The 20,686-nt window shown below is 68.0% G+C and carries 14 protein-coding genes and 3 pseudogenes; 9 read left to right on the top strand and 8 right to left on the bottom strand.

Going from position 1 to position 20,686, the window contains the following annotated elements; genetic code table 11:
• Nucleotides 1-92: 92 nt before the first annotated feature.
• Nucleotides 93-964 (bottom strand): IS5 family transposase gene (locus P1P70_RS20350; RefSeq protein ID WP_413471500.1). Its coding sequence is split into 2 segments (ribosomal slippage): nt 93-598 and nt 598-964, totalling 873 coding nucleotides; the frame shifts between segments, so codons are not numbered across the junction.
• A gap of 247 nt (nt 965-1,211) precedes the next feature.
• Here P1P70_RS20350 and P1P70_RS20345 point away from each other — a divergent pair.
• Together P1P70_RS20345 and P1P70_RS20340 are read left to right on the top strand one after the other, a co-directional pair.
• On the top strand, nt 1,212-1,547 hold the full coding sequence (locus P1P70_RS20345; protein ID WP_319239791.1) for a hypothetical protein: 336 nt from the start codon (nt 1,212-1,214) through the stop codon (nt 1,545-1,547).
• Nucleotides 1,548-1,634: 87 nt separating this feature from the next.
• Nucleotides 1,635-1,916 carry a hypothetical protein gene (locus P1P70_RS20340; protein ID WP_319239790.1) on the top strand — a complete coding sequence of 94 codons (282 nt, stop codon included), beginning with the start codon at nt 1,635-1,637 and terminating at the stop codon, nt 1,914-1,916.
• A gap of 79 nt (nt 1,917-1,995) precedes the next feature.
• Here the strand turns inward: P1P70_RS20340 and P1P70_RS20335 are convergent, their stop codons facing one another.
• From P1P70_RS20335 to P1P70_RS20325, 3 genes are all read right to left on the bottom strand, one after another.
• Nucleotides 1,996-2,394 (bottom strand): AMP-binding enzyme, encoded by a 399-nt coding sequence (locus tag P1P70_RS20335; protein WP_319239793.1) that lies wholly within the window; start codon nt 2,392-2,394, stop codon nt 1,996-1,998.
• A gap of 201 nt (nt 2,395-2,595) precedes the next feature.
• The gene (locus P1P70_RS20330) at nt 2,596-4,524 is read right to left on the bottom strand and encodes a pectinesterase family protein (RefSeq protein ID WP_319239788.1); all 1,929 of its coding nucleotides are present in this window, start codon (nt 4,522-4,524) and stop codon (nt 2,596-2,598) included.
• A gap of 91 nt (nt 4,525-4,615) precedes the next feature.
• Complete coding sequence (locus tag P1P70_RS20325) at nt 4,616-6,865, bottom strand: ATP-binding protein (protein WP_319239786.1); 2,250 nt, start codon at nt 6,863-6,865, stop codon at nt 4,616-4,618.
• Nucleotides 6,866-7,298: 433 nt separating this feature from the next.
• Here P1P70_RS20325 and P1P70_RS20320 point away from each other — a divergent pair, with 433 nt between their 5' ends.
• A complete protein-coding gene (locus P1P70_RS20320) occupies nt 7,299-7,454 on the top strand; it encodes a hypothetical protein (RefSeq protein WP_319239784.1) in 156 nt (51 codons plus the stop codon).
• Nucleotides 7,455-7,731: 277 nt separating this feature from the next.
• Here P1P70_RS20320 and P1P70_RS20315 read toward each other — a convergent pair.
• Nucleotides 7,732-8,969: pseudogene (locus P1P70_RS20315) on the bottom strand (IS256 family transposase).
• A 1,326-nt stretch (nt 8,970-10,295) separates the two neighbouring features.
• Nucleotides 10,296-10,847, bottom strand: coding sequence for a helix-turn-helix domain-containing protein (locus P1P70_RS20310; protein ID WP_319239783.1), 552 nt, complete (start codon nt 10,845-10,847; stop codon nt 10,296-10,298).
• 428 nt (nt 10,848-11,275) lie between these two features.
• Between P1P70_RS20310 and P1P70_RS20305 the strand changes: the two genes are divergently transcribed.
• The 3 genes and pseudogenes from P1P70_RS20305 (at nt 11,276) to P1P70_RS20295 (ending at nt 13,065) form a co-directional block, all read left to right on the top strand.
• Entirely contained in the window at nt 11,276-11,746 is a 471-nt protein-coding gene (locus tag P1P70_RS20305) for a nuclear transport factor 2 family protein (protein ID WP_319239781.1), read from the top strand.
• A 300-nt stretch (nt 11,747-12,046) separates the two neighbouring features.
• A pseudogene (locus P1P70_RS20300) lies at nt 12,047-12,188 on the top strand (IS5/IS1182 family transposase); the annotation flags it as partial.
• Nucleotides 12,189-12,258: 70 nt separating this feature from the next.
• Nucleotides 12,259-13,065, top strand: coding sequence for a transposase family protein (locus P1P70_RS20295; RefSeq protein WP_319239779.1), 807 nt, complete (start codon nt 12,259-12,261; stop codon nt 13,063-13,065).
• A gap of 451 nt (nt 13,066-13,516) precedes the next feature.
• On the opposite strand, the gene P1P70_RS20285 is transcribed toward P1P70_RS20295, so the two are convergent.
• A complete protein-coding gene (locus P1P70_RS20285) occupies nt 13,517-14,737 on the bottom strand; it encodes an FAD-dependent oxidoreductase (protein WP_319239777.1) in 1,221 nt (406 codons plus the stop codon).
• 974 nt (nt 14,738-15,711) lie between these two features.
• Between P1P70_RS20285 and P1P70_RS20280 the strand changes: the two genes are divergently transcribed.
• The gene (locus tag P1P70_RS20280; RefSeq protein ID WP_319239775.1) at nt 15,712-17,310 is read left to right on the top strand and encodes a helix-turn-helix domain-containing protein; all 1,599 of its coding nucleotides are present in this window, start codon (nt 15,712-15,714) and stop codon (nt 17,308-17,310) included.
• Nucleotides 17,311-17,441: 131 nt separating this feature from the next.
• Nucleotides 17,442-17,921: a MaoC/PaaZ C-terminal domain-containing protein gene (locus P1P70_RS20275; protein WP_319239773.1), complete on the top strand. Its 480-nt coding sequence runs from the start codon at nt 17,442-17,444 to the stop codon at nt 17,919-17,921.
• A 541-nt stretch (nt 17,922-18,462) separates the two neighbouring features.
• On the opposite strand, the pseudogene P1P70_RS20270 reads toward P1P70_RS20275, so the two are convergent.
• Nucleotides 18,463-18,612, bottom strand: a pseudogene (locus P1P70_RS20270) (IS481 family transposase); the annotation flags it as partial.
• A gap of 31 nt (nt 18,613-18,643) precedes the next feature.
• Here P1P70_RS20270 and P1P70_RS20265 point away from each other — a divergent pair.
• A partial coding sequence (locus P1P70_RS20265) for an ATP-binding protein (RefSeq protein WP_319239771.1) occupies nt 18,644-20,686 on the top strand: 2,043 nt, incomplete at its 3' end.

The raw sequence follows: 20,686 nt of genomic DNA, 5'->3' as shown, positions 1-20,686 counted from the left end.
ACCCGCACCCACGCCGGATACCTGCGCCACCCCTCCTGGCGCCGACTCCGCCCCGACCTCACCCCCGACGACTCGCCTGAGGCGAACCGCTCCTAGGGTCCGTCTTCAACGGATCTTGCCCAGAGCAGGATTGACGCGAGACTGACCGCTGCTTCGTAGGAGGCGGCGGTCTTGTCGTATCTGGTGGCGATGCCACGGAAGTCTTTGAGTTGGTTGAAGCAGCGTTCGACGGCGTTGCGGCGGCGGTAGATCTGCCGGTCGAATGCCGGTGGCCTGCCTCCGTGACGGCTGCGGTTGTGTCGGTGTCGCTGCTGGTCGTTCTTCTCCGGGATGGTGCACGCGATGCCGCGTTTGCGCAGGTAGGCGCGGAAGCCCCGGGAGCTGTAAGCCTTATCTGCGATGACCTGATCAGGTCTGGAGCGCGGCCGGCCGGGGCCGTTGCGCGGGACGCGGATCCGTTCCAGGAGGGGGCGTGCGCAGGTGCTGTCGTGGCGTTGGCCGGGTGTCAGCAAGAGCGCGAGCGGGCGCCCTTTGCCGTCGCAGGCGAGATGGATTTTGGTGGTCAGTCCGCCACGGGATCGGCCGAGGGCGTGATCGTATGGTTCCTCCGGCTGGTGGATCCCCTTTTTCGGCCGGTGGCGGCGGCGTGCTGGTGGGCCCGGACGATGGTCGAGTCGATCTGGACGAGCCAGTCGATATCGCCGGCCGCGTCAGCGCCCGCTTGGATCTGTTGGAGCGCCCGGGTGAACACGCCGTCCAGGGCGTAGCGGCGGAAGCGCGTGTAGACCGTCTGCCATGGTCCGTAGCGTTCCGGCAGGTCACGCCAGGAGATCCCGGTCCGGATCTTGTAGACCATCCCGTTGACGACCTGCCGGTCCGGCACTCGCGGACGGCCTGTCGCGGCCCGCGGTATGAGCGGAGCGAGTAACTCCCACCCCTGATCGGAGAGTTCATGGCGGCGTATCACCCCGCCATGATCCACCAACCTGATGATCTTTGAAGACGGACCCTAGAAGCGTGTCCTTGAGTCTGCGACCGGTAGGCGCATGTTGAGGTGTCGCGCTTCCTGATGGTGGGCGATAAGCACGTGACCGTGTGTGGTCGCCAAGGGAATTTCGGCTCCAGATGCCGCCGCGCGGTCGCGGACGATCGCCAGAACGCAGAAGCCGGCAACCCAATCCCAGCAACGTCGCCCCACAGTTGGGGACACAATGTCCCAGCCCAACCAACCAGAGAGAGCCGATACGACCGTGACACAAGCCGATATCGACACCCTCACCGCCTCCCACCCGCAGCTGAGCAAGAACGGCTACGGCCCCAGCACCTTCGCCCCGACGCCTGTCCGTTTCGGCGAGGTTCAGGCCGCCTACGCCTGGATCGCTGAGCAGACATGTGAGTATGCAGGGGAGTTCGAGCAACAGTTGTCGTTCAGCGCGGACGACACCGAGAGTTCGCGGGGAACGGTGGTGATGAGTTCCAGCAACACCCGTGGGCTTGCGGTGGGAGCCCGCGCTTTCGTCGCCGGGGTGACGGACATCCGGGTGTGAATCCCGTCGGATTGTCGATGTGACGACAAAGCTGACCCTCACCGATAGGCTCGGACAATCTGTCACCGACAAGCCCCTGGGGGTCTCGTGACGCAACGTCCGCTCGCCGGATCATTCAGAGGGTTACGCCGTATCGCGGTCCTCACCGTACTCGCCCTGACCGTCCCACTGACAGCCACCATCGCCGAGGCGCACAGCGGCCTGGAGGCTGCCCCGGGCAATCCCGTCGTCGCCTGGAACATCCACGCTCAGAGCGCCATCCACGACACCGCCAAGCAGCCGCCCACCACCAGCACCCGCAGCTTCGCCATCGTGCAGGACGCCGTGTACGACGCGGTCAACGCCGTCGCCGGCCGTCCGTATCCCTAGCCCCCTTGAGGTCCTCGGCGTGGTCATCAACGTCCGCCTCGTCCCACGCCTGATGCCCGTCGGCAGGCAACCTCAGGATCTACCCGTCGCCCAGCGATCGCGCTGCTGAAACCTCAGCCGCCACGCTCCCTGCTTCGGCCGGACAAGTACCAGGCCAGAGGCACCCGCCCAAGCCAAGCGGGCGCCTCTTGCACACGCGCGCCGAGGCGGAGCCGTCGATGGGGCCCATGCGCTCGTCCAAGCTGTTCCACTTGTGCAGGATCTTCCCCGAGCGGCTCCTGGGCAGGGCGGCCACGACCACGACGTCCTTGAGGGAGGAGACCGCGCCGATGCGTTCGCGTACGAGCTGAACGAGCTCGGCTTCGACCTCGCTCGGTTCGCGGTCGGTCCCCGCTTCAGGACGACGAAGCCGTGCGGCACTTGTTGGCCTCTTCCAAGCTGCCGGTGGACAGCCGGTGACCGGCGGCGCTGATGACATCGTCGGTGCGGCCCTGACGAAGACGTAGCCGTCGTCGTTCAGCAGTGTGGGAAGTGCGCGGGCGACAGGGGGCACCGGACTCGCGCAGGACGCGGAGGCGGGGCCGGGACAGCGTGTGCTGTCCCGGCCCCGCCGTGGTTCACCACGCCGCGAGGACGCGGACCCCGCCGGTGATCGTTGTGCCCGTCACCTTCGGCCCGGTCACTGGAACGGGTTCCAGCCGTCGGTGCCGGCGAGGTACTTCTGCGCGGTGTAGTCGGCAGCCTCCGCGTCGGTCATCTGTGGTGCGTTCGACCCGGTGCCGGCTCCAGGGCCGAAGTTCCGGTACTCCTTGAAGCGGGCCCACTGCCAAGGGTACTCGGGGACCATGTTGGTCCAAGGTTGCGCGTCCTTGATGCCCGCCTGGATCTCGCAGTCGCGCAACACCGCCTGGGGCCGTGCGTCGGCAGTGTTGTTCCACGGCCGACCGAGGTGCATCGTGTCGTTCGGCACGCCGCTGGTGGTGATCGTGCAGCTGCTGATCAGGATCCCGTACTTCTTCCGGTAGTCGGTGTTCGGCGCCAGCACTGTGCCGCCGGGCCACGGGAGTACCTGGATCGTGGACCGGTCGATCACGGCGGTGGCGTTTCCGAAGATGAAGTCCACGTCGCCCCGGATGAAGCAGCCGACGAAGTGCTGCCGGGCCTGGGTCGTGGGCGTTTCCCCCTTGCAGAGCAGGGTGTCCTGATGGCTCATGATCGAGACGTTGTCGTACACCTGCCGGTCACCCATCGCGGCGATCGCGACGGCCTGGGTCTCGTACGGGCTGATCTCCGGGTGGGCGTTGCGGTCGAACGTGTTGCTGATCGTGAGGTCCTTCACGGTCAGGTTGGGCGGCCTGAAGGTCGCCACGGCGCTGCCCTGGGTGCCGTATTTCGCGCCGGTCGCGGGGTTGATCATCCCGTTGCACCTCGAGTTGTAGATGACGACATCCGTGCGGTTGCCGGTGACGCCCTGGATCGTCAGCCAGGACTTGCTGCTCGAGACGCTGATGACCTCGTGGTAGACGCCCTTGTCGATGTAGATGGTGTTCGCGCCCGAGGTGGGGGCGGCGTTGATCGCGTCCTGCACGGTCCAGTAGTCGCCGGTGCCGTCGGACGCGACCAGCTTCGTGCTGCCCTCAAGAAGCCCCTTGCCCTTGGTGTTCTTGCCCGCGTGGTGGGCCAGCATGAGCACGGCCGCGAGAGCCGCCGACGTCTGGTAGACGATGCCGGCGACCTCGATCTCGGGCGAGAGGGCGATGGAGCCCACGAGGATCGCGCCCAGCAACGCACCGCTCATCAACGACCAGTTGTTGTGCTGCTCCCTGTGCTGCGCGGTGAGGGTGTACGGCTGACCGTTGCCGAAAGCCGCCGCGGTCGCGGCCGCCTGGTTCCGGAACCGAGAGCCTTCGGCGACCGCCACGATGATCTGGAGGATCGCCGGCGCCACAAGCCTGACCTCGAGGTCGGCGGCCGAATGGAGCCCCACCAAGGCGTTGTCGAGGGTGGCGGGAGAGATCTGCATATTGTCCCGACTGGCTCCCTGTTGCGCCAGGTTGCTGTAGTTCGCCAGATTCTGGAATCGGGCGATCGTCTGGCTGCCCAGGTCGCTGGCGGAGAGGGTCCCCGCGGGCCTGCCCAGGGGTATACCCCCCTGCCCGTTCCGCAGGCCGGGCTCCAACGGGAAGAAGTCGCCGAAAATCACGCCGTCGCCGCCGTCGACGCCCGTGAACCAGCCCACGATGTAGGCGTCCGACCGGCGCATGAATACCCGGATGAACTGGGTTTCCTCCGAGTGGTGCAGATCGACGGTGAAGTACTGGCTCGTCCCGTCCTGGTCGGTGACGTGGACCGGACGGCCCCCCTCCGGCCTGACCTGGTGGGAGGAGACGCCCGACCTGACGGCGTTGATCAGGGCGGCGTAGCCGTTCTTGGCGTCGTCCGCCTCAAAGGTGTTACGCCAGGTGAAGTTCGCGCCGTTCGCCGCGCTCGCGCTGGGGGCGGCGGCGACCACCGCGCCGCCGGCCAGCGTGCTGGCGGCCACCACGGCGATGGCACTGCTGAGAAATGATCTCCGGGGGAGATGCCCCCGCGTTTCGGTGTGGGTCATTCCGAAAGGCTCGGTGAGGGGTTTCCCCAAGACCATGGGCATTTGTACGGGCCCCGGTGGCACCCGGTCCGGGTATTTCTACGGGGTTGTCCTACGCGTCGGGTTCCTGGTTCGCTGTCCACCAGGACGCGATCCGGGCGCGGGAGGCGAAGCCGAGCTTGGCCAGGATGTTCTCGACGTGGCCGTCGACCGTGCGCGGGGAGCGTCCGAGGGCCGAGGCGATCTGCCGGTTGCTCAAGCCGTCGGCCACCAGCGCGGCCACGTCCCGCTCCCGGGCGGTCAGGGGGCTCGGAGCAGGGGCCGTGGCGGTGAGCTCGGGCCTGGCGCGCAGGGCGTAGGCGATGGCCTCCTCGGGGCCACGGCGACCGGCGCCCTCGGCGAGGGCCTTCTCGTACGCTCCCCTGCCCAGGGCCCGTACGACATCCTCCTCGCACCGGGTGCGCTGCTCGACCATGTGCAAGCCGAACGTGGAGAGGGTTGTGCCGGTGTCCCGCAACAGGGCGGACGCGGCACCCAGCAGGCGCCCCGCCTCCTCCAGGTCGCCGCGTGCGGCGGTGATCCAGGCCAGTGCCTCCAGCATCAGGGCCACCCCGATGTGGTCGTTGAGGCCCTGCGCCTTCTCCAGCGCGGACCGGATCAGAGCCGATGCCTCGTCGTGGTCGCCACGTATCCAGGCGTTGTAGCCGAGGGTCCACAGTGCGTAGGCGTGGGAGTGGGCCAGCCGGTCACCGTGCGCTTCGGAAAGGGCGAGCGCCTGCCCGCAGGTCTGCGTGGCGCGCGGATCCCCGAGGTGGGACTGGGCGGTACCCATCTGCACCAGCGCGTAGATCGCGCCGATCTCCTCACCCGTTTCCGTGTAGGCGGCCACCGCCGCCTCGAAGAAGGACACGGCCTCGTCCAGCCGGCCGCCGGACAGGGCCAAAGAGCCGCAGAGGTTCTGGACGTGTGCGCACACTACGGGGTCGCCCAGCCGTTCGCCCAGGTTTTCGGCCTCGTCCAGCCACCGATGGGCCGCCGGGTGATCGCTTTGCAGCGCCGCCACCCAGGCGGCGACCCACAGCGCCCTGGCCCGAGCGGGGGTGGGCTCGGGCGCGGCGGCAAGCGCCCGGTCGAGCCAGTGGCGTCCCTCACCGATGAATCGGCCCCAGCACCAGTGGAAGCGCAGTGCGCCGACCAGCGCCAGGGTGGCCTGCGGGTCGCCGCCATGGGCCAGCGCCGCGCACAGATCGGCATGCTCCGCACACAGCCGGGTCAGATTCTCCCACTGGCCCGGGCCGGACCAGCCATCGGCGATGCCCTCGGCGAGGGCCAGGTAGAAATCGTGGTGCCGACGCAGCACCCGCTGCTCCTCGCCGGACTCGGCGAGCCGGTCCCGCCCGTACTGGCGGACGGTCTCCAGCAGCCGGTAGCGTGGCATGCCGTTCTGCTCGGTGGGCAGGACGACGGACTGGACGACCAACTGGTCCAAGACATCGAGCACCTCGCTCCTGTCGATGCCATCGCCCGCGCAGACGGCCTCGGCCGCGTCCAGGCCGAAGTCGCCGGCGAAGACCGACAGCCGGTGCCACAGCAGCCGTTCGGCGGGGGCGCACAACTCGTGACTCCAGTCGATCAGCGCGCGCAGCGTCCGCTGGTGCGGCCGGGCGGTCCGGTTGCCGCTGGTGAGCAGCCCGAAGCGGTCCTCCAGCCGATTCACCGCCTCGTCGACGGTCAGGCTGCGCAGCCGGGACGCGGCCAGTTCGATGGCCAGCGGCAGCCCGTCCAGGTCGGCGCAGAGCCGGAGCACCTGGGCACGGTTGTCGTCGGTGACCTGAAAGTCCGCGCGTACGGCGGTGGTGCGGTCCCGCAGCAGTTCCACCGCGTCGTCCGGGGCCAGCGGAGGTACGGCGAAGATGTGCTCGCCGAAGATTCCCAGCGCCCGGCGGCTTGTCGTCAGGATGCGCAGCCCGGGGGAGGCCGACAGCAGCGCCTGTGCCAGCTCGGCGCAGGCGTCGACCAGGTGCTCGCAGTTGTCCAGCACGATCAGCGGACTTCGGTGGGCCAGGAAGGCGGAGATCTGGTCGACGATCGGCCTGACGCCCAGATCCGGCGCCCCCAGGGCAGCTGCGGTGGCGTTCGCCACCAGAGCCGGGTCCCGCACGGCCGCCAGATCCACCAGCCACACCCCGTCCGCGAAGTCCGGCGCCGACGCGGCGGCCACCTCCAGCGCCAGCCGCGTCTTACCCACCCCGCCCACGCCGGTGAGCGTCAGCAGCCGCGTCGCCCCCAGACGGTCGCGTACTTCGGCGAGGTCCTGGCGCCTGCCCACGAACGTGGTCAGGGCCGCGGGCAGGTTCCCCACGTCTGGTATCTGGGATGTCTGGATGGTCAACGTTCCTACTTGCCTTCAGCGGCTCGCGATCGTGCCGGAGCTCGGACGCCTGTGTGTGATGGCAGCGCGCTTCGTTGCGCGCAGTTGGGCGCGGACCTGTCGCCGCACCTCAGCGACCGTGTCCCCGCCGCCGCACCCGGCTTCTGACGGTGTCATCAGTGACACTCCGGCGTGCGGTACTCAGTGCAGCGGAACGGACACAGTCGCACTTATGCCGCTGAACAGTATCCAATGGACGGTAGGCCCCAGGTGCCGGCTGTGACTGAGTTCTCATGAGTGCCGGCGGTAACCGACCTTGTACGAATGGCGGGCTCGTCGGCGCTCGGGCCGGGTTCATCCAGGTTTCTCATCGGGCCTGGCCGGCCGGCAGCCGGCGGGCGTAGCGCTGAAACACCGCGAGGGCGTGCCGCGCAACGTCTTCCTGCCACCGCTCGGCGACACTGCCGAGGCGGTCAGCGCTTGCCGTCAGCCGCGAGGGCCGCACCCCGCCGTCGGCAGCGACATCGGCAGGCTCCACCTGTGGGACATCGCGACCCAGCAGCCCTGGGCGGCCCGCTGACCCCCAGCGAAGCCATCACCCCCTGGCCTTCAACCTCGAAGAGCACAGCGGTCCACGGGCGGCCGGCGGGTGCCGTTCAGTGCCACGGCCGTCGACGCCAAGGGCGACCGTGTTACCCAGACCACGCCTACCGCACAGTCAGTTGAGCTGACGACCCGCTGACCACAACGGCAAGACAGCGCCGCCGGTTCACCCCCCTCTCGGGGGGACCGGCGGCGTCGGCGGTCACGTCCGCTGGAGTGGTGTATCGACGGCCACTCGGTGATCTCGTCTGAGGCTATGCGGTGAGTTCGGTGGGCAGGACGGACTCGTTGTTTTCTGACTCGATTGGGTGGAGGCGGGCCTTGGCGAGGAGTTCGCGGCCCATGTAGCGGCGGGCCTCGGTCCACTCGTCGTTCTGCTCGGCCAGGACCGCGCCGACGAGCCGGGTCACGGCCGTGCGGTCGGGGAAGATGCCGACCACGTCAGTGCGGCGGCGGATCTCCTTGTTCAGTCGCTCCTGCGGATTGTTCGACCAGATCTGCCGCCAGATCTCACGCGGGAACGCGGTGAAGGCCAGCAGGTCGTGCTGGGCGGTGTCCAAGTGGGTCGCTGCTTTGGGAACTTGGCCTCCAGGGCGTCCAGGACGTGTGCCATCTGTGCTCGGACGGCGTCGGTGTCGGGCTGTTCGAAGACCGTCCGCAGCAGCGTGGCCACCCACGGCTGGGCCGATTTCGGAACCTGGCTCAGCAGGTTGCGGGCGTAGTGGGTGCGGCAGCGCTGCCACGACGCGCCAGGCAGAACGGCGCCGATGGCATCGACGAGGCCGACGTACGCGTCCGAGATGACGAGCTGGACGCCGGACAGGCCGCGGGCGATCAGCGAGCGCAGGAAGGCCAGCCAGCCCGCACCGTCCTCGGCCGTGGCGACGTCGATGCCGAGGATCTCGCGGTGTCCGTCGGCGTTGACGCCGACCGCGATCAGCGCGTGGACGTTGATGATGCGGCCGCCCTCGCGGACCTTCTGGGTCTGCGCGTCCACACAGACGAACGCATACGGCCCGGCGTCCAGCGGCCGGTTGCGGAACGCGGCGACCTGCTCGTCCAGGTGCCGGGCCATCGCACTGACCTGGGACTTCGACAGCTGGGTGACCCCAAGGGACTCGGCGAGCTTCTCGACCCGCCGGGTGGACACGCCGAGCAGGTAGGCGGTGGCGACCACGCTGATGAGTGCCTGCTCGGCCCGCCGCCTGCGTTCCAGGAGCCAGTGCGGGAAGTAACTGCTCTGGCGCAGCTTGGGGACGGCGAGCTCGACGGTGCCGGCGCGGGTGTCCCACTCGCGTGGGCGGTAGCCGTTGCGGTGGTTGACGCGTTCGTCGCTGACCTGCCCGTATTCGGCGTTGCAGATGGCATCCGCCTCCGCGGACATGAGTGCGTCGGCGAACGTCTTGACCATCGCGCGCAGCAGATCCGGACTCGCCGCGGCGAGGTTGTCCTCCGCGAGGGCGTGCAGGGGCAGACTGTCTGGTGCGGTCATCGTGCTGATCTCCTTCGAGGCTTCGACACTTCGAAGATCAGCCGGTGGCCGTTCGTCTATGCGGGCCTCACTCTGAAGCCGGAGCAAACCCCCGGATCAGGTCGAACCCGTACACCACTTCCCAGGACGCAACCGCGTCGCATGCCTCGGGCAGTCGAGCACACGGCTGAGGGGCCGGCTGAGGGCCACACACTGCGCGTCCGAGACATCACAGTCTCGGTGAGCGGCCCCAGCGTGCTTCAAGGACTTGGCAGCGCCGTTCCGCAGTCGGTCGAGAACCACGACTGCCCGCATGGTCCACACATAGCAGTCACGCGGTCCCCGTCTCACTCCCCGTACAGGGCGATGAAGGGCCCGTGACTCCGCCCTCGCGAAGCCGTCCAGTCCCTCCGGGATGCTCTCCGGCGTGATCCGGTTGATCGGCGGTTGAGCTGTTCGTCGCGCATGAGTTCGTGGAGCTCGGTAGGTCCTGCTTCGTGCCCGACAGTGAGCTGAGGACCTGCAGCTGCTGCGTGACGATCGTGAAGGTGCTCACGGTCAACTCGGTATGGTGCACGCCGACTTGCACCAGCGTCCCTGACTGGTCGAGCACCTCTACCGCGTGGGCGGTGAAGGTGCCGAACCCCGCCCACGAGCAGCTGGAGGTGCTTGTCCGCGAACTCGGTGATGGACATTGCCACCTCTGCCAGCCGATCTCGGCGGCCAGTTGGCGGTCTTCCGGGTCCAGCTCGGCCGCATAGACTGCGGCCCCGTACCGGAGCCCGCACTGAGATTAAAGCCAACTCGCCAACCAGCGAGCGTGCGATGGCCCATTTTTCCAGTCCCACTCGGTCAGGGACGGTTTGGTCTGAATGCGGTCGGTCTCCCCGCAGTCCGTCCACGCGACTCGCACGAGAACATTCGTCGCGGCCCTCACTCGCCGGACAACACTGCCTGCGCGGCGCCACGCGCCTCCTCGGCCGTGTCCGTCTCACGGGCGGCCACCGCGGCAGCGCGGTCGCCGACCGCTGTCTGAGCCGCCTCCTCCTACCGCTTGAGCCGACCCTTGGACAGCACCGTGAACGATGCCGGACCGCCCCCGCCCCCCAGCTTTCCCCTGCTCTCGAAATTGACCGATGTGGCGGGCGCCGACGACTGAGCGTCGATGTACCCGTACTACACCCGGTTCCAGCCCGGGGACGACCAGCGGTTCTGGTTCTAGCAATCAGGCCGAGCAGTTCGACATAGTGGTCAGGAGTGGACGATCAGCAGGCCGGGGGCTGGTTCGCGCAGAACTTCAGTGAGGGCTTCTGCGCCGATGCCCTCACAGGCAGGGGCGGGAAGCGATCACGCTGGGGCCCTATACCCGAAGGCGATCATCTCTTCCAGTGAGCCGATCGACGCGGCACCGTCCTCGGCGCAGTCCTCGATCCAGGCCAGCGCGAGTGCGGACAGGAACAGGTCGCGCGCGCTGACGTCCGTGCGTGCACGATCAGCCGCCTGGGCGCGACGGAGGAAGTCGCCGGTGATGGATTCCATGCTCTGGCACGTCAGCGTCAGCGGAGCCGCCTTTCCCTTGACCGCGCCGAGCATCGGGTCGGCCAGACCCTTGAACGCACGCAGGTGATGACGCAGCTCACGCAGCCATTCACGAAGAGCGTCCGCGGGATCGACGCCTTTCTCCAACTCGTTTTTTCTCGCGAGGAGTTGCGTCTGCCGGTCCTGCAGAGCGGCGGCGAGCAGGTCTTCCCGGGTCGGGAAGTGGCGGTAGAGCGTTCCTGGCCCGACCCCGGCGTCCCGGGCGATGTCGTCCAGCGAGGTGTCGACGCCGTAGGCCGCGAAGTGCTCGACGGCCGTCCGCAGGATCCGCTCGTAGTTGCGCCGAGCGTCCGTCCGCATGGGACGGGGTGTTGTTCCTGGCATCTGAGCGGCCCTTTCAGGTCTGACGCTTGACAAGCGGAGACAGCCTCCATATTGTCGCAGAAGTTAATCGGAGGCACTCTCCGTTTCTTGTTGAGAGCGCCGACGTCAGGAGCGAGGCAGTGGCCGACGGCCGGATGACGCGCCTGTCGCGAACAAATCCTCTTCTCCCGAGTCGGAACCCGGCGGACGGCAGTCCCGGTCCCGACGTCGCCACAGTCACCCGCGAACCGACCGCCATACAGAACGACCAGCCCACCGCAATCGGCGACAGACGCCGCCCCCACCACCGAAATCATGGTTAAGGGCCAACTTCCTGACCAGCAGGCCCGGTTGCACTTCGATGCTCTGATCGCCGAAGCCTTGGAGCGCTCGGCCTGTCCCAAGAACGAAAGTTGAGGATCATCATGGGCGAGACCATCGAAGCGCGACTGCAGAGGCTTGAGGACATCGAGTCACTCAGGCAGCTCAAAGCCAAGTACACCTGGCTCTTGGACCACAAGCAGTGGGATGAGTGGGCGGACTGCTTCTCGCCGGACTTCACCTTCGAGACCGGAGGGAACCAGCTTCCGCTCGACACGTTCGTCTCGGTCGTGTCGAACAACCTGCAGCCTTTGGTCACATCGCACCAACTGCACCAGTTCAAGGTCGAGATCACCAGCGCGACCACAGCGACCGGCGTCTGGTGGCTCCGCGACCACCTCGTCCACCCGGGCAACGGTAGCGAGTTCCGCGGGCGCGCCTACTATCACGAGAAGTACCTCAAGGAAGCCGGAGAATGGAAAATCTCCGCTTCGGTCCTCGAATACGTCAACAGCGAGGGCCGGGTACTCACTCCCGGGCCCGACCACGGAATGGCCATCGGCCTCACGATGTAACAACGTCACGAGGCTGCGAAGGTCGACTCGGCCGCGGGGCGGACTACACGGAGTGCCGGGTAGGGGGCGCGTATCGGTGGACGGGGTATCCGCAGGCTTGGCCGGCCGGGCGTTCGACGACCAGCCAGCCCGCGGCAAAGGCGGCCCGGCCAAGGACCAGCTCAGGGCAGCCTTGCCGTCCGGGCAAGTGCCGGTGGTCGCGAGCGGGTTGCCGACACAGGGCCAGGGGGCACCGTGCTCGGCGACGGCGACTACATCACCACCTCCTGGCGGTCGAGGATACCGACCATTCGGAGCGGTCGCCGGGTCCGTGCGCGGGTTGAGCATGCCTTCGCCCGCTGAGAACTACAAGATCGTCCGTGACTGCGGGCAGCACGGCAACGGCCTCCACCACTCGGTCCAAGCCGTCGCTCACATGCACAACCTCGCCCTGGCCGTGTGATCGGGACAGCATGGCCGGGCCCTGACCTGCAAAATCACGGCCTTCTGCAACACGCTTGACGACCTCGTGCATGGTTGGCGGCGACACGTCGAAAAGCCGGCGGACCACAGGGCTGACGCCCGAGGTGATCGCCGAAGTCGTCGCTGAGGTCGGGCCGTTGTGGCGTGAGCGGCACCAGGCCGGACTGACCTCACGGCCGCGCCGCAGGGCCGTGGGGGCCGGAGCGAAACACAAACTGGTCTTCGTCGACCGACTGTTGGCCACGCTGGTCAGCCTCCGCCACGGCGCCACGCACGATGTACTGGCCTGCTGGTTCGGTGTCGACCGCTCCACCATCACGCGGGCGATCGATGAAGTACGGCCCCTGCTCGCCGAACGGGGCTGCACCGTGGCATCAGGCCTCCGGCTACGTACGCTCGCCGACGTCATCGACCATCTCGGCGCCGACGGCCAGACCGGGATCGTCGACGGCACCGAGGTCCGGGTGCGACGACCGGCCACCGGACGCAAGGACCGGGACAAGTTCATCTCCGGCAAGAACAAGCAGAACGCCGTGAAGTCGATGGTCGTCAGGGAAGCCGAGGGGCGGCTGCTGTTCTGCGGCCCGGCGGAGCCTGCCAGCTGCGCCGATATCACCCACGCCCGCAAGCTGGGCCTGGTCAAGCTCCTGGCCAACGGGCCTGCCGTGGAGATCCTGCCCGACGCCGGCTACCAGAGATTGGGCGCCCAGACCGGCGGGCGAGCGATCACGCCACCACACCGTAAGTTCAAGAAGGACCCGCCCGAGTGGTACGAGGAGATGCACGAGCGTCAGCGCAAGGCCCACTCCTCACGACGCATCCGGGTCGAGCACGGCATCAGCCATCTGAAGAACTGACGGTCCCTCGCCCGCCACCACGGCCGACGCGAGCACATGAGCGACATCATTGAGGCTGTCGCCGGACTGCTCTCCCACCAGCAGACCGTCACCGTGAACAGCGGTGCGCGAACGTGAACACAGCGGCAAATCCGCAGCCTTCAACGTGCCACCGCCAACCATGCACGAGGTCGTTAGCGACCGAGGGGTCGCCAGAAGTGGAGCCAGTCGTGCGCTGCGTGCCTCCGGCCCCTCGCTCGCTGGCGCGTGGTCCTTGGCCGAGCCATCGTCCCGTAACGGGGAACCGTCTCGTGGCATCCGGCACCGCCTCGCTCAACGCCTGGGCCGACACCGCTGGGTCGTGGAGCGAACCGTGTCCTGGCTGTCCGGGTGCCGGCGCCTTCAACCCTCGCTACGAGCCCAAGCCGGAACACTTCCTCGCTTTCACCGCCATCGCCGAGGTCGGAACGAACTACTGGTAGCGGACAGCCTCGAGCGAGGGGCGGTCGGCCCTCAGCGCGGTGGCGAACTGGTTCTGTTCGCCGGCGATCAGCTCGGCGAGGACCTGTCCGGCGACGGGTGCGCTGGCCACTCCCCAGCTGTGACCCGCGTTCACGTGGGCCGTGTCGAGCCGGTCGACGATCGGTAGATGGTCAGCAGTGTCGCTCGTCAGGCCGGCCCACAAGCCGGTGACGCCAAGATGGGCATGGTCGGGGTAGCGCTCCAGGGTGGTCGAGATCATGGCCTCGGTTGAGGCAATGCTGATGTGCGGGTTGAGGGACCCGTACCCGTCAATACCGGCACCGATCACCAGGGAGCCGCTGCGGTTCTGCGCCAGACAGTCGTCGTAGTCCAGGCGCTCGGTCCCCAGTGCGGGCCGGGTGTGGGGGTGGTCGAAGACGCTTGGCTCGTACGACGGCAGGTCGGTGAGAGCGCTGCAGTTCGCGACTCCACGGGGCCCATGGAGGATGGCGCTGGGCCGCTGGTCGACGGGCTGGGTGACGACCTGCCCCATACGGGCCGTCGTGACGGGCAGCACGATGCCTTCCGCTGTGAGGTTGAGTGTCCACGCGCCGGTCGCCCATACGACTCCCGAGGCCCTGATGTCGCCGCGGACCGTTCGGACACCGTCGACACGGTTGCCCTGACGGATGACCGACAGGACAGCGGTGTTCTCGTAGAGCCGCACGCCCGACCGGATAACCGCCGCGCTCAGGGCCCCGAGGAACCGCTGTGTGTCGATCTGCGCGTCCTCGGCGCAGTAGACCGCTCCGATCGCGGTCGTGGGCAGCATGGGAGCGTGCTTCGTCGCACGGCTCACCGACAGCAACTCGATCTCGACGCCAGCGGCACGGCGGTCATGCACATAGTCCTGGAGGACTCGGCCCTGCTCCTCGTTTTCGAAGAAGAACAGCCCACCGAGCTGGCGGTACTCAAAGACATCTCCGAGTTCGTCGGCGTACTCGGCGTACTTGGCCTTGGCAGCGCGGGCGATCGCAAGCTCGACGCCGCTGCGGCGGGTCTGGACCCACAGACATCCGGGGTTGCGGCCCGAGGCTCCGAACGCCGGGAAACGCTGTTCGACCACGGTGACGTCGAAGCCTCGGCGGCGCAGCTCGAAGGCCGTGCACAGACCAGCGAGCCCCGCGCCGACCACGACGATGTCCGAGGTTGCAAGAACGTCAGGGCTCACGACGGACCGGGTCCCTTCTGTGACGGTCGATGCGTCATATGCATCACTGTCGCTTCGTGATGTGTCGCTGTCCATCCTGCCGCCTCGAGGTCGGTGGCAAGGTCGCGACGTGGGACTCTGTCGGAGGCGCGCTCGGCCGGGACGACGCGCCCGAGCCTACCGGAGGCGCACTTCTGCGGGATATGGGCGATATCCCGGGCAGTGTCCCCATCACGGCTGGCGCGGTCGCCTCCTACGGGAGCAGAGTCGCGCCGCGTCGCTCCTCAGACTGGGTCGACCGCGATCAGCTGCACGGGCTAGGCACGGGTGGCGGTGCTTCTCAAGACCGGGCCGAAGCGGAAATCCGCAGCCGCGCGGCACGGGCTTCGGCGACCACTTTCTCGGCATACGCGGTGAGGTCCGGCTTGCCCGCGGCGCCCCGCAGGCGGCGTATGTGCCGTTGATGAACCATGCGCTGTTCTGCGCCGCCAGACCGTGTTCACCGACTGCCAGAACGGCAGTGGCGAGGGCTGCCCGCAGGTACGGGCAGTCTGACACCACGTTGCCGAGCCACAACCGTCCGTGGCCACCGGGCGCCTCGCTCCAGCGGGCGTCGGGCGCCTCGACGCGCCTCTTTATCAGCATGAGCCTCGCCGAACCGAAGAAGAGCACGGATGAGGTCGTCCACAGTCGGTGCCCCCGAACCAGGACAGTCCGGGTGTGATCTCACGTTCCTCAATCTCTGCACGGACGGATGAACAAATCCAGGAGTCCGTCGGCCCCAGTCCATCGGATGTTTTCCAAGGGATGGCCGCAATCGCCGGACATTCACCAAGTCGGTCGGGCGTGGATTGAACTATTCTGTGGGAACAGCCGCCCGTCGGACGTCACGGTCCGTTTATGTTCGCCCAGCGGAAAAGGTCGCCATGGCCGACTCGCGTCACTCCGTCGAGTTGGGTACCGTTCTGGCCGAGCTTGGGTCGAGCGTACGTCTGGTGTCCGCCGGCTCTCCCGACCCGACCCGTCCGATGCGCGGTGCGACCGTCTGGGTGCCGGGCGATCCCGTTCCCCCCGATCCCGCCATGATCGTGGTCTGCACGGGGTTGCGAACCGGCGTCGAGGAGATCCTCCCTCTCCTGGAGGCGGACGGCTCCCGTGTCATCCTGCTCTGCGACGCGCCCGTCGAGGGCGAGAACCTCGACGCCGCGAAGATCGCGGACAACGTCGTGGGCCTGGCTGGAGTCGGGGCTGGCGAGGTCCTCGCCTCCGTCACCCGATCGAGCCAGAGCCTAGAGGAAGCCGTCTCCCGGCGCCTCGGGACACTTCAGCGATCACTGAGCTTGGCCCTCGCCGACCCCGAGCCGATACCGGCCCTGCTCACCCGGCTCAAACGAGTATGCAACGCGACGACCGCTCTCATCGGCCGGCACGGCGACATCGTGCACGCGACCGGACCGGTTCCACGCACACTCTTGTTCGAGGAGATCGCCTCGACCAAGGCCGACACACAGAGGTTGGACATCGACGGCTGGCGCGGTCTCGCAGCCCGTATCGCCGACCCCGCCTCACCCGAGGAACACACCGGCTGGCTGGTCGTCACAAGCCGGCGTCGCGACTTCCCGGATACCTACGTCGCCTCCGCGGTCCACGTGGCAGCCAGCCTGGTCGAAGCCAACCAGCGCATGAGCGTCCTGGTCCGGAAACAGGAACGGGCCGTGCGTGCCGCCGTGCTCGAACAGGCACTGGCGCTGCGAAGGGAACGCCACGACGCCGAACTCGCCGCGCGGGTTGCTGGGCTGGGCATCACCTTCGATGGGGAGGCCCGCGTCGTTGTTGCGGCGTTTGTCCGTTCCCCTCGCGAGGACCAGCGCCGCCAGGCGTCGGACTCTCTCATGGACACACTGGGCCAGGCACTGTCCGCAGCCGGACACCCTTGCCTGATCACGGCCCGCGAAAACGGCGTCACGCTGCTCGTCCAGTGCGGCGTCGCTGCACTGCAGCGGCTCCTGCAGGCGCGCGAGGCCGAACTGTCCTCGCTTCATATAGGAATCGGCCGAGCCATCACTGCCGTCGGCGGAGTGGTGGACTCGCACAACGACGCCCAGCTCGCCGTGCGCACGCTCCGGCGTTTCGCTCAGGAGCAGCGGCTCATGGCGTACGAGGACTTCGACTTCGCGACGCGGCTCTTTGCCGATGTCGGTCTGGAACGGATGGTGGCGTGGGCGGAGGACTTCCTGCGGCCGCTCGCGGGCCGGGAGAACCTGCTTGCCGGTCTTCGCACCTACTTCGAGCACGACCAGAACATCAACGTGGCCGCGGAGGCACTCAGCATCCACCACAATTCACTGCGCTACCGCCTCACCAAGGTCGAGGAACTCCTGAGCATCAATCTCAAGCAACCCGCCGCGGTCTCCTCGGTCTTCCTCGCTCTCACGGCAATCGATATCACCCGGCAGCCAGGGAGCCTCAAGCCTCGGGCCGCACGATCGAAGGACGAACTCCCGGTCGGCGAGGTCGGATCGACTCGGGGCGCCACGGATTTCGGGAACAGAGGGCACAGCGACATCGGGGTCGCCTTCGGCCCCGAGCGATGAGCACCCGCCGCCACCTCGTTGGAGAAAAGACGATTCGGTCCGCCGAATTTGGGGATCTCCACGGTCACCCGTAACAGACGTCACGGCCAAAATCGAGATGTCACATTCTCTTGGAATGATAGGAGCCCCTGGTGAGCCAGGTAGCAGCTGTCCAGGCGCCCGTCGAGCGCGGCCTCTACTTCGACGAGTTCACCGTCGGCCAGTCGTGGGTCACGCCCGCCCGCACCATCACCGACGCCGACCTGGTGAACTTCGCCGGCATCTCCGGCGACTTCAACCCGCTGCACACGGACGAGGAATTCGCCAGGCAGACGCAGTTCGGCGGCCGGATCTTCCACGGCCCCGGCGTGTTCGCCGTTGCCACCGGGCTCGAGTCCCGACTCGGCATCAAGGAGGGTACCGCCATCGCCTTCCTCGGTATGACGTGGAGCCTCAAGGGTGCCGTGCGGATCGGCGACACGATCCGTGTGGAGCAGCAGGTCGCCGAGCTGCGGCCGTCGAACTCCAAGCCGGATCGTGGGATCGTGACCTTTGATGTCCAGGTCAAGAACCAGCGTGACGAGATCTGCCACGACGGCCAGTGGTTCGTGATGTTCCGGCGCCGGGTCTGACCGGCGAGCCGCCAGCCGCTGTCCTCTGGCCCGGCCTCGACAGGCCGGGCCGACTCTCCGTGCGCATCTGGCGGGTCCTCGCACCCCAGGCTTTCCCCCCGCCTGGCAGATTCCTCAACCAGCGCCGAACACGAATCCGTAGGGTCGCGAGATGCCCCAGAATCCCACCGACACCGAACAACACTGGCTACCCGCCGCTGCAGTAATGCTGGGCGGATCGTACGCGGTCGCCCGCGCAAGGGGTGCACGTAACAGCCAATGGTGTGTCGCCAACCAAACTGGCGGGGGCGCCGATCCCTTGTGCCACCCAGGGCCGGTGGTAAACGTTCCGAGCGGTCGGCTTCGGAGGCACCGGCGTGACGGCGAATGCCATTGCCTCACCCTTGGGATCAGCGGGGAGCGGAAGGTAGTGATCGGCAGGCCGTCGTCACAGGCAGGGAACCGGCCGACGCTGGTTTCTTTGGTGACGTCGGCAAGTCTCGTAAACCTCCACGCCTACACCGGCGATCTCCGCCCGGTGCACGCCTCGACGGTCTTCAGCGTCGGTCAGGACCCGCTCGACGGTGATGCCGCAGTTGGTGATGAACCCCTGGGCGCGGGTCCAGAAGGCAGTGGCGGTCTCCTTCTTCTCGTCTGCGTGGATCTCGCTGTAGGCGAGGCGGGAGTGGTCGTCGACGGCGGTGTGCAGGTAACGGGTTCGGAGCTGGTGGGAGGCCGATGACATGACCGCTCTTGTTGCGCGCACAGGGAACCTGCCCGAGGCGTTCACCACCTTCGTGGGCAGGCGCGATGACATCGCCGAGGTCCGGCGGGTCCTGGGCTCGGCGCGGCTGCTGACTCTCACCGGTACGGGCGGCGTGGGCAAGACGCGGCTGGCACTGGAAGTCGCAGCCGCGGTCGGGAAGGCCTTTCCCGACGGGACGTGGCTGGTCGACCTGGCACCGGTGCGGGACCCGTCGGCGGTGGCGACCACGGCCGCCGACGCTGTGGGCATCGTGGACCTGGGCGACAGACCCGCCCTCGACAGGCTGGCCGAGCGCCTGGCCGAGAGAGTGGCGCTGATCGTGCTGGACAACTGTGAACACCTGGTCGACGCCTGTGCCGAGCTGGCGAGCGTGCTGCTCTCGGCCTGCCCCGGACTGCGTGTGCTGGCGACGAGCCGTCAGACGCTCGGCATCGCCGGTGAGCATGTGTTCACCGTGCCGCCCCTGAAGGTGCCGGACGAGGCGGTCGAACTCCTGCGGGACCGCGCCTGCGCCGTACGGCCCGAATTCCGGATCACCAACGCCAACTGGGACACAGTCACCAGGCTGTGCGCCGAACTGGACGGGCTGCCGCTCGCCATCGAGCTGACCGCGTCCCGGCTGCGTACGCTCACCGTCGAACAGGCGGCCGACCGACTGGAGGACCGTTTCACGCTGCTCACCGGGGGCAGCCGGACCGCGCGACCTCGGCAGCGCACGCTGCGCGCGGCGATGGAGTGGAGTTACGAGCTGTGCTCCCCGGCCGAGCAGCTGCTGTGGAACCGGCTGTCGGTCTTCGCCGGCGGCTTCGGCCTGGACGCGGCCGAGGACGTCTGCGCCGGAGAGGGCCTTTCCACGCAGGAGGTGCTGGACGTCCTCGACGGACTGGTCGTCCAGTCCGTCGTCTTGCCCACCGAGGAGGAGGGCCTGCCCCGCTACCGGCTCCTGGCGACCATTCGCGAGTACGGCCGGGAGCGGCTCGCCGAGTCCGGCGAGGAGGAGCGCCTGCTGCGAAGGCACCGCGACTTCCACCTCGCCCTCGCCGAGGGCATCGCTGAACTCTGGTACGGCCCCGGGCAGGAGGAGGCCCTGGCCCGCCTGCGTGCCGACCATGCCAATCTGATGGCCGCACTGGCCCATGGCGACGATCCGCAGACCACCCTCGCGCTGGCCGCAGCTCTGCGCTACCACTGGTGTGCCGGCGGATTTCTCGCCGAAGGGCGACGGCAGCTCGACCGTGCTCTCGCCGCCGCGCCCGACGCGACTCCGGCTCGTGCCTGGGCTCTCTGCGCCGCGTCCTGGGTGGCGCTGCTGCAGAGCGACCGTGCGGCGGCCGACCGGTGGCTGGCCGAGGCCGGAGAGCTGGCCGAGCGGCAGGACGATCAGGTGCTGCGCGCCCACATCGCGGGCTTTCGTGGAACACGGGCAGCGTTCCAGGGAAGGCTGGCGGAGGCCGTGCCGTTGCTCGAGCACGCGGTCGCCGCCCACACGGCGGCCACGGGGAAGGACTCGGCGGTGTTCGCGCTGTTCCAGCTGGCCGCTGTACAGCTGGAACTGGGAGATCCGCGGGGCGAGGTGACTGGCCGACAGGCGGTCGCGTTGGCGGAGGCGCACGGTGAGCGGTGGGCGCGCGCGCATGCGATGTGGGCGCTGAGCTGCCACGCGTGGAGGCAGGGTGAACGTGCGGAAGCCCTGGCCCTGATCCGGGCCGCCCTGGAGATCGAGCGGGGCTTCAACGAGCCGCTCAGCGCGGCGCTGATGCTGGAGACGCTCGCCTGGATCACCGCTTCCCACGGCGAGTACGAGCGAGCGGGCCGGATACTCGGCTCCACAAGCAAGATGTGGCGCGATGCGGGTGTGAGCATCTCCGCGTTCGGTCCGCCGCTGGACGACGACCACGCACGGTGCGAACGGTCGGTCGTACGAGCTTTGGGGCAGAAAGGGTACGAGAGGGCACTCGCGGTCGGCGGCGGCCACGACAACCCCGGCCAGGCCATTGACTGTGCCCTGCCTTTAAAAAAA

The organism is Streptomyces sp. MB09-02B (genome assembly GCF_033794485.1).
Lineage (GTDB): Bacteria > Actinomycetota > Actinomycetes > Streptomycetales > Streptomycetaceae > Streptomyces.
This window is presented reverse-complemented; position numbering and strand designations above follow the sequence as displayed.